Genomic DNA, 14,624 nt, shown 5'->3' with positions numbered 1-14,624 from the left:
GGGGGTGCGGGAACCGCAGCCGCCGCCGGATGAATTTCCTTCCGCTTTGCTGGATCGATGCGCACCGTCAGCCGTTCCGTGGCCGCTCCGGGGCCCGCCGGGGCCCGTCCGTGCGGGCGGCGAGCAGCAGGGCGATGTCGTCGGGGCGGTCGGCCGCGCTCCCCGCCTCGGCGACCAGCCGGTCGGCCGTCTCCGTCAGCGGTGAGGGCCGGGCCCGCGCCAGCGCCGCCCGCAGCCGCTCGATCCCCTCGTCGATGTCCGTTCCCGGCGTCTCCACCAGCCCGTCGGTGTAGAGGGCGAGCACCGCGCCCCGCTCCAGGTGCAGCGCGGTGACCGGGTAGTCGCCGCCCCCGTCGATGCCCAGCACCACCCCGCCGGGCAGGTCCAGCACCTCGGTGCGGCCGCCGGGACGGCGCAGCAACGGCTGCGGATGGCCGGCGCGGACGGCCAGGGCGCGGCCGGAGGCCGGGTCGAGCTCGATGTAGCAGCAGCTGGCGAACTGCCCCGGGTCCAGGTCGATCAGCAGCTCGTTCGTCATCCGCACCACCTCGTCGGGGGTGTTGCCGCTCAGCGCGAAGGCCCGTACGGCGCTGCGCAGCTGGCCCATGGTCGCGGCCGCCGCGACCCCGTGGCCCTGGACGTCCCCGATGACCAGCGCCAGCAGCCCGGCGCGGGTCGCGATCACGTCGTACCAGTCCCCGCCGACGTCCATGCCGAGCGAGCCGGGCAGGTACCGGCCCACCGTGTCCACGTGCTCCAGGACCGGCAGCCGGTGCGGCAGCAGGGCCGACTGGAGGCCCCGGGCGAGCGCGGCCTCGCTGTCGTAGCGCCGCGCCCGCTCCAGGGCCTGCCCGATCAGGCCGGCGAGCGCGGTGAGCACCGTACGCTCCTCCGGGCTGAAGCCGCGCGGGGTGTCGAAGCCGAGGATGCAGGAGCCCACCGGCCGGCCGGAGGCGATCAGCGGCAGGAAGGCGCGGGCGCCGACGTCGGCGTCGAGCGGGATCCCCGGATAGGCCCTGGCCAGGTGGCCCATCGACTCGAAGAACAGCGGACGGCCCGAGGTGAGGGTCTCCACGCCCGGCAGCCGCACGTCCAGCGACACCCCGTCGAAACGGTCGAGGAACCCCTGGGGAAATCCGGTCTCCCAGGCCAGGTGCAGGTGCCGTTCGTTCAGTACGTAGATCGCCAGCTGGCGGCCTCCGAAGGCGGGCAGCAGCTCCTGCGTCACCACCGCCGAGACCTGGCGGGCGGTCACCGCCTCCGTCAGCGCGATGGCGAGTGCCACCGGCCGGTACAGGGCCGAGGCGCGGTCGGCGGGCGGGCCGAGCGCCGGATCCGGGCGGGCCGCCGTACCGGGCGCGTAGACGGGCTCCTCGGTGGAGCCGATGGTCACCGTCACCCCGTCGGGCCCGGGGTACAGGCCCACCGCCACCCAGTCGCCGCCCGGTCCCGGGCCGCGCCGGGCCGGGAACAGCACCGGTACGGGGGACAGGAACACCCCCCGGAAGTGGTCCTCGTAGGCGGGGTGCCCCAGCCAGGGCAGCGCCTCCCACAGCATCCGGCCGCGCGGCGGGGGTGCCCCGGCGGCCAGCAGGTCCAGGGCGGCGGCGTTGACGAAGCCGATCCTGCCCTCCCGGTCCACGGACAGCACGGCCTGCGCCAGCCGGTCCACGGCCTCCCGGGCGCCCCCGCCGGGCGGGGGGTGGGGCGGGGTGACGTCCACCGGGTCGCCGTCCCACCGCACGGGGACTCCGCGAGCCGCCGTCAGCGCGGCCAGCTCCGCCGCGAGGCCGTCGGCGCAGGCGCGCAGCCGCTCCCGGTCGGCGGCCCCCACCGGAACCCCGGGGGTGGCCGGGCGCAGTACGAACAGCACGCCGAACCGCTCCCGGCCGGCGACGACCGGCTCGTACAGCGAGGCGAAGGTGAACGGCAGTCCGGCCATCAGCTGGGGGAAGCGGCGCATGGCCGCCTCCTCGTCCGCCAGGTGCACGGACTGGCCCGAGCGGTGGGCCTCGGCGACGGGGTAGGGGCGGTTCACCTGCATCCGCCACCACGGCCGGAACAGCGGCCCCGGCAGCCCCGTGACCACCGCCATCCGCAGCAGTTCCGCCGATTCCGAACGCAGGTACACCCCGCCCGCGTATCCGCCGAGAGCCTCCACGGCGCTCACGGTCGCACGCGCGAGCACCCGGGCCGTGGCGTCGTCGGGGGCGGGGCCGCCGCCGTCCGGTCTCGCCGTCACACAGCAAGGATGCGCCCTCGGAGCCCGGCGCTGCATCCCGGCGCCTCCGCTCGCGCGGCGGCTCCGGTCGGCGGGCGGCCGCACGGCGGGCGGCCGAACGGCCGAGGCGGGACGGGGATCGGCCGGTCTTAGGTCCCGGCCGATCGGGGACCTTGGCCGCGCTCCGGACCGCCCGGGGCTGCTTAGGGTTGCCTTACCGACTCCGTTCCCGCCCGGGAACCCCGCCCGAGCCGAGGAACCACCCCGAAGAAGGTGCACCGGTGCCGTCACTCAATGACAGCCGTCCCGGGACGACCGTACGGATCACCGGGATCGCCCCCGGGGGCGGGGGCGGAGACAGCCGCAGACGGCTCCTGGATTTCGGCTTCGTGCCCGGCGCCGACGTCACCGTGATCGCCCGGGGCGCCACCGGCGGGGTGCTCGTCGGGCTCGGCGCGGCCAGGGTGGCGCTGGACTCCCGTACGGCCGGGCGGCTGAGGTGCGAGCGGTGAGCTGCCACAGCACCGGCGCCACGGTGGCCGACGCGGGGCACCGGAAGGGCGGGGGGACGGCCACCACGGCGCCGCTCGTCGCGCTCACCGGAAACCCGAACGTCGGCAAATCGACCCTCTTCAACTCCCTGACGGGAGCCCGCCAGCGGACCGGCAACTGGCCCGGCAAGACCGTCGCCGTGGCCCGGGGCACCTGGCGGGCCCCCGGAGCGGGCCCGCTGCGCGTCGCCGACCTGCCGGGCACCTACAGCCTGCAGCCCGATTCTCCGGACGAAGCCCTGGTCCGGGACGTGCTGACGGCGCCTCCCGGAGAGCGGCCCGACGCCGTGCTCTTCGCCCTGGACGCGGCCAACCCCGCCCGCAACCTCTACCTCCTCTCCCAGGTCCTGGACACCGGCATCCCCGTCGTCGTCGCCCTGACCATGGCGGACGTGGCGGCCCGGCGCGGCGCCGCCACCGACCCCGAGGCGCTGGCCCGGGAGCTCGCGCTGCCGGTGGTGGCCGTCGTAGGGCGCTCGGGAGCAGGGCTGGACCGGCTCGGCGAGGCCGTCGCGGCGGTGCTGCGGGCCCCCGCCGGGGCGGTCGCCGGGGCCGCCGTCCCCCGGAGCGGTCCGGCCGCGGCTCCCGCCGCCTGGTACGCCGGGTCGGTCGTCGCAGCCCCGCTGGAACGCCTCGAACGGGCCGCAGCCGAAGCCGCGCACCCCCACCCGCCGCGCCGGCTCGCCGTGAGCCTGCTCTGCGGGGAGGGGCCCGAGGACGCACCGCCCGGGCTGGAGGCCCTGGCCCGCGCCGAGGCGGACCGGCTCGCCCGCGCCGACGGGGACGCCGATGCCGAGCTGCTCGTCGCGGAGGCCCGCTTCGCCTGGGCGCACGCGGTCATCGGGCGGGCCGTGCCCGGCCCGGCCCGCGCCCGGCCGACCCTGACCGACCGGGTGGACCGGCTGTTGCTGTCCCGTTCCTTCGGGATCCCGTTCTTCCTGGCCGTCATGTGGGCCGTCTTCCAGGCCACCACCACCCTCGCCAAACCCCTCCAGGACGGCCTCGGAGCCCTCGTTTCCGGACCCGTCAGCGGGGGAGCGCAGCGGCTGGCGGAGGCCGCCCGGGCCCCCGGCTGGCTGACCGGACTGCTGGTGGACGGACTGGTGGGCGGGGTCGGACAGCTGCTCACCTTCGTCCCCCTGATGATCATCATGTTCGCCCTGCTGGCGCTGCTGGAGGACTCCGGCTACATCGCCCGCGCCGCCTTCGTCGCCGACCGGCTCATGCGTGCGCTGCGCCTGCCCGGCCGGGCCTTCCTGCCGCTCGTCGTCGGCTTCGGCTGCAACGTCCCCGCCTTCGCCGGCACCCGCGTCCTGGCCCGCCGCCGGCACCGGCTGCTCGTCGGCATGCTGATCCCGTACACGAGCTGCACCGCCCGGCTGGCGGTCTACGTGATGATCGCCGGGGTCTTCTTCGGCGCGGGCTCCGGCACCGTCGTCTTCTTCCTCTACGTCGCCTCCGTCCTGCTGGTCCTCGGCATGGGCCTGCTGCTGCGGCCCCTGCTCTTCCGCGGGATGCCGCAGGAGCCCCTGGTGCTGGAGCTGCCCCCGTACCGGCTCCCCACCCCGCGGGTGACCGGCGCGCAGGTGTGGCAGCGGCTCTCCGCGTTCCTGCGCACCGCGGGCGGGATCATCGTGGCGACGGCGGCCGCGGTCTGGCTGCTGATGGCCGTTCCGGCGGGGCCGGGGGCGGGCGGCTTCGGCCACACCGAGGTGGGGCGCAGCGTCTTCGGGACCGTCACCCGGGCCGTCGCGCCCGTCCTCGCCCCGGCGGGGTTCGGCGACTGGCACGCCACCGCCGCCCTCGGGACCGGGCTCGTCGCCAAGGAGGGCGTGATCTCCACGCTCGCCCAGACCTACGCCTCCGGGCCGGACGCGGCTCCCGCCGGGCGCGGTGAGCACGGTGACGACGCCGGCCCCGGTGGTCCGGGGTTCACGGCGAGCCTGCGCGCCACCTTCGAGGCGTCCTCCGGCGGGCACCCCGGGGCGGCGGCCCTCGCCTTCCTCGTCTTCGTCCTGGCCTACACCCCCTGCATGGCCACCGTCGCCGCGCAGCGGGCCGAGATCGGCACCCGGCTCACCCTCATCGGCCTCGGACTCCAGCTCTGCGTCGCCTGGCTGCTGGCCACCGGCGTCTTCCAGATCGGGCGGCTGCTGTGGTGACCCCCGGCCCGGGGGCCGCCGGGCCGGGCCTGCTGCGGCAGTTCCTGCGCGAGGTCGAGCGGGCCGCCCCCGGCGAGGGGCTGCCCGAGATCGCGGCCCGGCTCGGGGTCGCCGCCGCCGAGGCGGAGGCACTCGCCGGGTACTGGGTCCGCAAGGGCCGGCTGCGGCGCACGGCGCTCGGCGTCCCCGACTGCGGGGGCTGCCCCCTCGCCGCCCGCTCCTGCGCCCCGGCCGAGCGCGGCGGGTCCTGCCGGGCCGGGGCCGGCCCGCACCTCGTCGCCCTCACCCCCGCGGCGAACCCCGCCGCCCCGGGCGCCGGCGGCGGGGAGTCCGGGACCCGTACGCCGTAGACGATGACCCGAACGCCTCCCCCGTGCGGGGGACGCGCCCGCCACCGGGCCGTCCCGCGCGCCGCCACCGGGGAGGCATCCCGGCATGCACCAGCCCTCCGACACGACGTCCACGCACCCGGCGCCCCGGGCGGCCTTCACCGCGGCCGACGCCCACACGCTGCGCACCGCACTCGACGCCCTGGGCGGGGTCCGCGACCTCGACACGCTCGACGTGGCCTGCGGACACGGCGGCACCGCCGCGCTGCTCGCGAAGTCCGGGGCCCGGCGCGCCGTCGGCGTCGACAGCTGCCCCGAACGGCTGCGCCGGGCCGAGGCGGCCGCCTCCGGTGCGGCGCCCGGCACCGTGCGCGTCGAGTACGTCCTCGCCGACGCCGTGGCCATGCCCCAGCTGGGCCCCTTCGACGTGGCCACCGCCGTGTACCTGTTCAGCCACGCACCCGACCGGGAGGCCCTGCACGCGATGTTCCGCGGGATCCGCGCCAACCTGCGGCCCGGCGGGCGCCTGCTGACGCTCGTGCGCAACCCGGGCGGCTTTCCGCGCGTGGACTGGTCCCCGTACGGGATGCGGATCCTCGACCGGCTGCCGGACGGCGACGCCCCGCTGCTCAAGGCCCAGTTCCTGACCGAGCCCCCGCAGCACTTCGAGTACCGGGAATGGGCGCACGCCGACTTCGCCGAGGCCGCCGTCGACGCGGGCTTCAGCACCGTCGGCTGGCAGCCCAGCCGCACCCCGCCCGCCGACCCGGCGCGCGACGAGGCGTACTGGGACGCGTACCGCGCCTGGCCGGTGAGCTCGCTGATGACCTGTACGGCCTAAGGACCGTCCGCCGTCGTGGCCCTGATCAGTTCGACGATGCGCTCCCGCGCACTGCGGCCCTCGGGGACCGGGAGCAGCGGGTACAGGTGGGGCAGGCCCTGCTCTTCGTGCCAGTCCACCGCGACCCCGGCCGCGCGGGCCCGCGCCAGCAGCTCCCGGCTGTCGGTGCTGAGCACGTCCCGGGTGCCGGTGAACACCGTCAGCGGCGCCAGCCCCTCGAAGGAGCCGTGCAGCGGGCTCACCCGGGGGTCGTCGGCCGGCAGGTTGCCCGCGTACAGCCGGCCCGCCTCGGCCAGGCCCGGCCGGGCCAGCACCGGATCGGCGGCCTCGATCGCCGCCTGGTCCGGGTGGCTCATGCTGACGTCCAGCCAGGGGGAGATCAGGACGATCCGGGACGGCTGGGCGCCGGTGCGCTCGCGCAGCCGCTGCGCGGCGGCGAGGGCCAGCCCGGCCCCGGCACAGTCGCCGAGCAGCACGGCGGCGCCCGCGCCGCCGCCCGCGATCAGGCCGCTCAGCAGGTCGGCGGCGACGGGTACCGTACGGTCGGCGGTTCCGCGCGGCGCCAGGATGTACGCGGGTACGACGACCCGGGCGCGCGCCCGGGTCACCAGGGTCCGGATCAGCGACCAGTGCGGCCGCTCCAGCTCGTGGACGAACGCGCCGCCGTGCACGTACAGCACCCGCGCCGCGGGCTCCGCGCCGCGCGGAGAGACGTCGTACACGGGCCAGGCTCCGACGAAGGTCCGCGTCACGTCGGCGACCCGCCCCAGCGAGCGCGGCGGCAGGTGCGACGCGGGCCGCCGGGCCGACTCGGCCACCGTGGCCCGGACCGCTTCCGCCGTCGCGAACCGTCTTCGGCGCCCCGTTGCGACCAGTGCGGCCGAAAGCACTCTGCTGCGCAGACTCGGCACGCCCCTCACCTCCCCTTTTTCCCCGGACCGGGACGTTCCGCCGGATGCTTGCCCGGGCCCCGTCCCCCTCACTGGAGGAGCATAGGCGTGAAGCTGCGCTGTCGGCCCGCTTAAGAAAGTCTCGATGGACTGATCACCGCGCCGATCGGCAGATTGGTGCACGTCACCCCAGCCACCCGCGCACCAGCGCGCACGGCGCCCCCTTCCGCATGCCTGGAGCCACCCCATGAAGGCACTCGTCAAGCACAAGGCCGAGCCCGGACTGTGGCTCATGGACGTTCCGGAGCCCGAGTACGGCGCCGGCGACGTGCTGATCAAGGTGCTGCGCACCGGCATCTGCGGGACCGACCTGCACATCCGTGCCTGGGACGGCTGGGCGCAGGGCGCGGTCAAGACCCCCCTCGTCCTCGGCCACGAGTTCGTCGGCGAGGTCGCCGCGCTCGGCGCGGACGTCCGCGACATCGAGATCGGCGCCCTGGTCAGCGGCGAGGGCCACCTGGTGTGCGGCAAGTGCCGCAACTGCCTGGCGGGCCGCCGCCACCTGTGCCGCAGCACCATCGGGCTCGGCGTCGGCCGCGACGGAGCCTTCGCCGAGTACGTGGTCCTGCCCGCGCAGAACGTCTGGGTGCACCGCACCGCGGTGGACCTGGACGTCGCGGCGATCTTCGACCCCTTCGGCAACGCCGTGCACACCGCCCTGTCCTTCCCGCTCGTCGGCGAGGACGTCCTGATCACCGGCGCGGGCCCGATCGGCATCATGGCCGCCGCCGTCGCCCGGCACGCCGGCGCGCGCAACGTCGTGATCACCGACGTCAGCCCGGAGCGGCTGGAGATCGCCCGCAAGGCGGGCGCCACCCTCGCGGTCAACGTCGCCGAGTCCTCCATCGCCGAGGCGCAGGCACAGCTGGGCCTGCGCGAGGGCTTCGACATCGGCCTGGAGATGTCCGGCCGCGGCGAGGCGATGCGCGACATGATCGACAACATGACGCACGGCGGCCGGATCGCCATGCTGGGCCTGCCCGCCCAGGAGTTCCCGGTGGACTGGGCGAAGGTCGTCACCTCGATGATCACCATCAAGGGGATCTACGGCCGCGAGATGTTCGAGACCTGGTACGCGATGACCGTGCTCCTGGAGGGCGGGCTCGACCTGTCCCCGGTCATCACCGGCCGCTACTCGCACCGCGACTTCGAGACCGCCTTCGACGAGGCGTCCACCGCCCGCAGCGGCAAGATCATCCTGGACTGGACGGCGTAACACCGCCCTCCGCGGTCCCCACAGAACCATCTCCCTCCGGCCGGGCCCCGCACCCCCCCTCCGCGGGGCCCGGCCCCCTTCGTCACAAGGAGAAACCGAAGCCCATGTTCGAGTCCGTCCGCGAAGACCTCCGCGCCACCCTCGACGAGATCCGCGCCGCGGGCCTGCACAAGCCAGAGCGCGTCATCGGCACCCCGCAGAACGCCGCCGTCGCGGTCACCTCGGGCGGCGCCCCGGGCGAGGTCCTCAACTTCTGCGCCAACAACTACCTGGGGCTGGCCGACCACCCCGAGGTCGTCGCCGCCGCGAAGGACGCCCTCGACCGCTGGGGCTACGGCATGGCCTCCGTCCGCTTCATCTGCGGCACCCAGGAGGTGCACAAGGAGCTGGAGGCGCGGCTCTCGTCCTTCCTGGGCCAGGAGGACACGATCCTCTACTCCTCCTGCTTCGACGCCAACGGCGGTGTCTTCGAGACCCTCCTCGGCGCCGAGGACGCGGTGATCTCCGACGCCCTCAACCACGCCTCGATCATCGACGGCATCCGGCTGTCCAAGGCCCGCCGCCTGCGCTACGCCAACCGCGACATGGCCGAGCTGGAGACCCGCCTGAAGGAGGCCACCGAGGGCGGTGCCCGCCGCAAGCTGATCGTCACCGACGGCGTGTTCTCCATGGACGGCTACGTGGCCCCGCTCGCCGAGATCTGCGACCTGGCCGACCGCTACGACGCGATGGTCATGGTCGACGACTCGCACGCCGTCGGTTTCGTCGGCCCCGGCGGCCGCGGCACCCCGGAGCTGCACGGGGTCATGGACCGCGTCGACATCATCACCGGCACCCTCGGCAAGGCCCTCGGCGGCGCCTCCGGCGGCTACGTCGCGGCCCGCACCGAGATCGTCGAGCTGCTGCGCCAGCGCTCGCGCCCGTACCTCTTCTCCAACTCCCTCGCCCCGGTGATCGCGGCGGCCTCCCTGAAGGTCCTCGACCTGCTGGAGTCCGCCGACGACCTGCGCGAGCGGCTGGCGGCCAACACGGCGCTCTTCCGCTCCGCGATGACCGCGGCGGGCTTCGAGGTCCTGCCCGGCGACCACGCCATCGCCCCCGTCATGATCGGCGACGCCGCCGAGGCCGCGAAGATGGCCGAGCTGCTGCTGGAGCGCGGCGTGTACGTGATCGGCTTCTCGTACCCGGTCGTGCCGATGGGCGCGGCGCGGATCCGCGTCCAGCTCTCGGCGGCCCACTCCACCGCCGACGTGGAACGCGCGGTGGCCGCCTTCACCGACGCCCGCGCGGCGCTGGCCGCGTCCGCCGGCTGAGACAATGCGGGGGTGATCGACCCCCGCCGGCTGCGCATCCTGCGGGCCGTGGCGGACCACCGTACGGTGACCGCCGCGGCCGCAGCCCTCTACCTCACCCCCTCCGCCGTCTCCCAGCAGCTCGCCGCCCTGGAGCAGGAGACCGGGCACGCCCTGCTGACCCGCAGCGGCCGGGGGGTACGGCTCACCGCGGCCGGGGAGATCCTGCTGGGCCACACCCACGAGGTGCTGGCCCAGCTGGAGCGCGCCGAGGCCGAACTCGCCGCCTACGCGGGTGGTTCGGCCGGCGAGGTCACGGTGGCCGCCTTCGCGACCGGCATCGCCGAGGTGCTCGCCCCGGCCCTCGCCCGGCTGGCCCTGGACCACCCGGGCATCCGCCTGCGGGTCCGGGACGCCGAGGGGGACCAGAGCCTGCCGATGCTGCTGGACGGCGAGGCGGACGTGGCCCTGGCCGTCGAGTACCGGGGCGGGCCGGGCGCCGACGACGCCCGGCTGTCGGTGCTCCCGCTCTACGCGGAACCCTTCGACGCGGTCCTGCCCTCGGATCACCCGCTCGCCGGGCTCCCGGCCGTGGCGCTGGCGGACCTGTCGGAGGCGGAGTGGGTGGGCCAGTACCCGGGCAACCCGTGCCACGACGTGACCCTGCTGGCCTGTGAACTGGCGGGCTTCCAGCCGCGCTTCGCGCATTCCTCCGATGATTTCCGGGCCGTCACCGCCCTGGTGGGCGCGGGCGCCGGGGTGGCCCTCGTACCGCGCTCGGCGCTGCGCGGCATGGACCTCACGGAGGTCCGGGTCCGCCCGGTGACCGGGCCCGCCGCCACCCGCAGGGTCTTCGCCGCCACCCGGCGCGGCGCCGAGTCGCACCCGCTGATCGCCCCGGTGCTGGCGGCGCTGTCCCGCGCTGCGCAACGGGTCCCGGCCCACTGAGGGCCGCCGGGCCGCCCCGGAGGTCACCGCGTCCGGCATCCCCCGCGGCGCGGCGAGCGCATTCCTGCGCCCGGGACCCCGGTGAGGGGATCCCGGGCGGAGGCGGTCCTCAGGAGGTGGCCCTGCGGCGGCGCACCAGGAAGACGGCGCCCGCTCCGGCGACCACGGCCGCGCCGCCGACGGCGGCGACGGCCGGGAGCGTGGAGGAGGAGCCGGTCTGGGCGAGGCGTCCGCTGACCGGCAGTTCGGCGCGGCCGCCCTGCGGCGCGGGCTTGTGCCCGCCGTCACCCTTGGTGTCCGGCCGCCCCGGCGTACCGGGCTTGGCGGGCTTGCCCTTGGCGTCGTCGACGCCGCCGGGCTTGGTGCCGGGGGCCAGGACGGTGAAGTCGAACTGGCTGATGTCGTCGAAACCGCACTGGCCGTCCGCACCGTAGGAGTGGCCGACGGTGAAGAAGTAGCCGGTGCCGGGGGTGGCCTTGTCGCCGATCTTGATGCGCATGCGCGCGTCCGCGTACTCGCCGGGCTCCAGCTTCTTGGCCGTGGCGAACTCGTCGTTGTCGAAGACCCCCGCGCCCTCGCCCTCGATCGGCTTCCACTGCCCGGTGCCCGGGTTGAACCACTCGACGGTGACGGCCAGTTGCGCGACGTCGTCCAGCTTCGGGTCGGCGGTGCCGAGCCAGATGGAGACGTCCGTCTCCATCACCGTCGTCTTCGACACGTTGGACACGCGGTACGTGAACTCGTGCCAGCCCGAGCCGGCCACGATCTTGCCGGGCAGACCGCGCAGCGAGGTCTTGCCGCGCTCCTCGTCGGGGATGCCGGAGCAGAAGGTGGGGCGGGAGTACGAGGGCGACGGCGTGACCGCCGGGGCCCCCGAAGGGGTGCCCGACGGGGACGTGCTGGGCTTCGTGGAGGCGCCGGGCGCGGCCGTGGCGGCGGGCTTGCCGGAACCGTCCGAGCCCCCCGTCGTGCCCGTGCCCGTGTCCGGACGGCCCGGGTTCGGGCTCGGGGACGGGGTGCCGCCGGCCGGGGCGGAGGGCGCCGCGGACGTGGTCGGCGACGGGGTGGCCCCGTCCGCGTGGGCGGCGGGGGCGGCGAGCAGGGCCGCGGGCCCGACGGCGGCCATGACGGCGGTGGTGGCCAGGAGGCGGTGCAGCTTCATGGAGTCCTTCGGATCGGTGCTTGGGCCGCCGGCGCGATGGTTCCACCCGGCACGGCGGTCCGTGGTCGTCCGGTTGACCTGGAGGCGCGCCCGAAGGTTGTGGCGTCCCGAGGATTCGTGATCATGGTCACAGCCCCCGGCCGGTGGCAGCCGCGGGCCGGTCCGGACGGGCCGTCAGACGCGGACCACCTCGACGCCCGCCGCCCGGAACGCCCGCGCGCCCGTGTCCGGGAACGCCGTGTCCGTCACCAGCACGTCGACCTCGGAGGTGGCGCAGATCCGGGCGAAGGCGCGGACGCCGAGCTTGCTGGAGTCGGCGGCGATGACCACCCGCCGGGCGCGTTCGCACAGGAGGCGGTTCATCGCGGCCTCGTCCTCGTGCCGGGTGCCCGCCCCGTCGGCCGGGTCGAAGGCGTCCACGCCGAGGACGGCGGTGTCCATCGCGAGCTGGCCGAGGACCTGCTGGGCCAGGGGCCCGGTCAGCTCGTAGGACTGGGGGCGGGCCACCCCGCCCGTCAGGACGATCTTGAACTGCGGCCGGATCACCAGCTCGCCGGCGATGTTCAGCGCGTTGGTCACCACGGTCAGCGCGGGCGAGCCGACGGCCAGGTCGGCGCGGGCCGCCAGCGCGCGGGCCACCTCGGTCGTGGTGGTGCCGCCGGTCAGGCCGATCACCTCGCCCGGAGCGATCAGTGCCGCCACGGCCTCGCTGATCCGGAGCTTCTCGGCGGCCCGGCGCGAGGTGCGGTAGCGCAGGGGGAGTTCGTAGGAGACGCCGTGCGGGACGGCCCCGCCGCGCGTGCGGACCAGCAGCTGCTGTTCGGCGAGCTGGTCGAGGTCCCGGCGGATCGTCGCGGCGGACACGCCGAGGGCATCGGCGGCCGGCTCCACCTCAAGCCCGCCCCGCTCCACGAGCAGGTCCAGCAGCCGTTGCCAGCGTTCCTTGCGGGTCATGGCGCCCCTCCCGTGTGCGTCCCGGGACGCTCACCCGGCCCCGTCGACGAGATTAACCCAGCCGATCACCCCGTTGATGCTTGAAGTTGCGCGAAACGGCCCGCTACCTTGCAGGAACACGCACCCAACGCGCAGGGAGCCCGCATGAGTCACGTCGCGTACGAGTTGGCCACGCAGCCCGAAAGCTGGGAACGGGCCGCCGAACTGGCCCCCGTCCACCGGGCGGTGCTGCCGAAGCCGGGGGAGCGTACCGCGATCGTCGGGTGCGGTACCTCGTACTTCATGGCCCAGGCCGCCGCCGCCCTGCGCGAGGAAGCCGGACAGGGCGAGACCGACGCCTTCCCCGCCTCGGAGTTCCCCCGCCACCGCCGCTACGACCGGGTCGTGGCCCTCACCCGGTCCGGGACCACCACCGAGGTGCTCGACCTGCTGGCCGGCCTGCGGGAGGCCGGGGTCGCCACGACCGCCGTCATCGGGGACCCCGGCACCCCGGTGACGACCCTCGCCCACGAACTCGTCGTACTGGACTTCGCCGACGAGCGCTCCGTCGTCCAGACCCGGTTCGCCACCACCGCGCTCACCCTGCTGCGCGCCCACGTCGGCGCGCACACCCCGGCCGTGGTCGCCGACGCCCGCGCCGCCCTCGCCGAGCCGCTGCCCGCCGGGCTGGAGGAGCTGGGCCAGTTCACCTTCCTCGGCCGGGGCTGGAGCGTGGGCCTCGCCAACGAGGCCGCCCTCAAGATGCGCGAGGCCTCGCTGTCCTGGGCGGAGGCCTACCCCGCCATGGAGTACCGGCACGGACCGGTGAGCGTCACCGGACCCGGCTCGCTGACCTGGTCGCTGGGCGGGACCCCCGAGGGGATCGCCGAGCAGGTGCTCGGTACCGGCGCGCGGTGGGTCGACGCCGCGCTCGATCCGCTCGCCGAGCTGGTCCGCGTCCACCGGCTGGCCGTCGCCGTCGCCGTCCGGCGCGGGCTGGACCCGGACGCGCCCCGCAACCTCACCCGCTCGGTGATCCTCACCACCGGTGAGGGGGCGGTCCGATGAGCCTCGCCCGCGCAGGGGAACTCGTCGCGGCGGCGGCCCGTGCCGGCCGCGCCGTCGCCGCCTTCAACATCATCACCCTGGAGCACGCCGAAGCCGTCGTCGAGGGCGCCGAGCGGACCGGGCTCCCCGTCATCCTCCAGCTCAGCGAGAACGCCGTGAAGTTCCGCGGCGGGGCCCTGCTGCCCATCTCCCGGGCCGCGGCCGCCTGCGCCGAGGCGGCCGCGGTGCCCGTCGGACTGCACCTCGACCACGTCAAGAGCGCCGACCTGCTGCGCCAGGCCGTGGACGCCGGTTTCGGGTCCGTGATGTACGACGCCGCGCACCTGCCCTACGCCGAGAACCTGGAGGCGACCCGGTCCGCCGCCGACTGGGCGCACGCCAACGGCCTCTGGATCGAGGCCGAGCTGGGCGAGGTCGGCGGGAAGAACGGCGCCGCCCCGCTCGACCCGCATGCCCCGGGCGCCCGTACCGACCCGGACGAGGCGCGCCGCTTCGTCGCCGACTCCGGGGTGGACGCCCTCGCCGTGGCCGTCGGCAGCAGCCACGCGATGACCAGCCGCACCGCCGCCCTCGACCACGCGCTGCTGGCGCGGCTCGCCAAGGCGGTGGACGTCCCGCTGGTCCTGCACGGCTCCTCCGGACTCCCGGACGAGGAGCTGGCGGCCGCCGTCGCCGGCGGCATCCGCAAGGTCAACATCGGCACCGCCCTCAACGTGGCCATGACCGGGGCCGTCCGCACCCACCTCACCGCGGCCGACCCCCGCCCCTATCTGACCGCCGCCCGCGCGGCGATGGCGGCCACGGCCGCCGCCATGATCAGCGCCCTGAACTGAGCACGACGCACGACGCACGACGCACGACGCACGCCGCACGGCATGACGGCGGGCGGGCGCACCGGAGATCCCGCTCAGCGGGAGGTGTGCCCGGCCGCCATTGAAGGCGCGGCGCGCA

The 14,624-nt window shown here is 75.6% G+C and carries 13 protein-coding genes; 9 read left to right on the top strand and 4 right to left on the bottom strand.

The genetic code is table 11. The features are described from left to right. Positions 1-67: 67 nt before the first annotated feature. Entirely contained in the window at positions 68-2,278 is a 2,211-nt protein-coding gene (locus ACGFXC_RS08125) for a PP2C family protein-serine/threonine phosphatase (protein WP_393710658.1), read from the bottom strand. Positions 2,279-2,502: 224 nt separating this feature from the next. Between ACGFXC_RS08125 and ACGFXC_RS08120 the strand changes: the two genes are divergently transcribed. The 4 genes from ACGFXC_RS08120 (at position 2,503) to ACGFXC_RS08105 (ending at position 6,104) form a co-directional block, all read left to right on the top strand. After that, complete coding sequence (locus ACGFXC_RS08120) at positions 2,503-2,733, top strand: ferrous iron transport protein A (RefSeq protein WP_393710657.1); 231 nt, start codon at positions 2,503-2,505, stop codon at positions 2,731-2,733. Further along, positions 2,730-4,934 carry a ferrous iron transport protein B gene (feoB, locus tag ACGFXC_RS08115; RefSeq protein ID WP_393710655.1) on the top strand — a complete coding sequence of 735 codons (2,205 nt, stop codon included), beginning with the start codon at positions 2,730-2,732 and terminating at the stop codon, positions 4,932-4,934. The genes ACGFXC_RS08120 and feoB overlap by 4 nt, the downstream gene beginning before the upstream one ends. Beyond that, positions 4,931-5,284, top strand: coding sequence for a FeoC-like transcriptional regulator (locus ACGFXC_RS08110; RefSeq protein ID WP_393710654.1), 354 nt, complete (start codon positions 4,931-4,933; stop codon positions 5,282-5,284). Before feoB ends, ACGFXC_RS08110 begins: the two co-directional genes overlap by 4 nt. An 85-nt stretch (positions 5,285-5,369) precedes the next feature. Further along, the gene (locus tag ACGFXC_RS08105; protein ID WP_393710652.1) at positions 5,370-6,104 is read left to right on the top strand and encodes a class I SAM-dependent methyltransferase; all 735 of its coding nucleotides are present in this window, start codon (positions 5,370-5,372) and stop codon (positions 6,102-6,104) included. Here ACGFXC_RS08105 and ACGFXC_RS08100 read toward each other — a convergent pair. Continuing rightward, the gene (locus tag ACGFXC_RS08100; protein ID WP_393710650.1) at positions 6,101-6,922 is read right to left on the bottom strand and encodes an alpha/beta hydrolase fold domain-containing protein; all 822 of its coding nucleotides are present in this window, start codon (positions 6,920-6,922) and stop codon (positions 6,101-6,103) included. The two genes, ACGFXC_RS08105 and ACGFXC_RS08100, sit on opposite strands and share 4 nt — an antisense overlap. Before the next feature lie 319 nt (positions 6,923-7,241). On the opposite strand from ACGFXC_RS08100, the gene tdh reads away from it, so the two are divergent. The 3 genes from tdh (at position 7,242) to ACGFXC_RS08085 (ending at position 10,510) form a co-directional block, all read left to right on the top strand. Beyond that, a complete protein-coding gene (tdh, locus tag ACGFXC_RS08095) occupies positions 7,242-8,270 on the top strand; it encodes an L-threonine 3-dehydrogenase (RefSeq protein ID WP_393710649.1) in 1,029 nt (342 codons plus the stop codon). Positions 8,271-8,374: 104 nt separating this feature from the next. Further along, on the top strand, positions 8,375-9,583 hold the full coding sequence (locus ACGFXC_RS08090) for a glycine C-acetyltransferase (RefSeq protein WP_393710648.1): 1,209 nt from the start codon (positions 8,375-8,377) through the stop codon (positions 9,581-9,583). A gap of 12 nt (positions 9,584-9,595) precedes the next feature. Further along, positions 9,596-10,510: a LysR family transcriptional regulator gene (locus ACGFXC_RS08085; RefSeq protein WP_393710647.1), complete on the top strand. Its 915-nt coding sequence runs from the start codon at positions 9,596-9,598 to the stop codon at positions 10,508-10,510. A gap of 109 nt (positions 10,511-10,619) precedes the next feature. On the opposite strand, the gene ACGFXC_RS08080 is transcribed toward ACGFXC_RS08085, so the two are convergent. Both ACGFXC_RS08080 and ACGFXC_RS08075 read right to left on the bottom strand, forming a co-directional pair. After that, positions 10,620-11,672 (bottom strand): LAETG motif-containing sortase-dependent surface protein, encoded by a 1,053-nt coding sequence (locus ACGFXC_RS08080; protein WP_393710646.1) that lies wholly within the window; start codon positions 11,670-11,672, stop codon positions 10,620-10,622. Between the two features lie 174 nt (positions 11,673-11,846). Continuing rightward, positions 11,847-12,626, bottom strand: a complete 780-nt coding sequence (locus ACGFXC_RS08075; protein WP_393710644.1) for a DeoR/GlpR family DNA-binding transcription regulator — start codon at positions 12,624-12,626, stop codon at positions 11,847-11,849. Positions 12,627-12,770: 144 nt separating this feature from the next. Between ACGFXC_RS08075 and ACGFXC_RS08070 the strand changes: the two genes are divergently transcribed. Together ACGFXC_RS08070 and ACGFXC_RS08065 are read left to right on the top strand one after the other, a co-directional pair. After that, complete coding sequence (locus tag ACGFXC_RS08070) at positions 12,771-13,673, top strand: SIS domain-containing protein (protein ID WP_393710642.1); 903 nt, start codon at positions 12,771-12,773, stop codon at positions 13,671-13,673. After that, positions 13,670-14,506 (top strand): ketose-bisphosphate aldolase, encoded by an 837-nt coding sequence (locus ACGFXC_RS08065; RefSeq protein WP_393710641.1) that lies wholly within the window; start codon positions 13,670-13,672, stop codon positions 14,504-14,506. The genes ACGFXC_RS08070 and ACGFXC_RS08065 overlap by 4 nt, the downstream gene beginning before the upstream one ends. Positions 14,507-14,624 lie beyond the last annotated feature (118 nt).

The sequence above is a fragment of the Streptomyces sp. NPDC048507 genome, from assembly GCF_043199995.1.
Taxonomy (GTDB): Bacteria; Actinomycetota; Actinomycetes; order Streptomycetales; family Streptomycetaceae; genus Streptomyces.
Note: the sequence above shows the minus strand (reverse complement) of the source record. Positions and strands in the feature narration are given on the sequence as shown.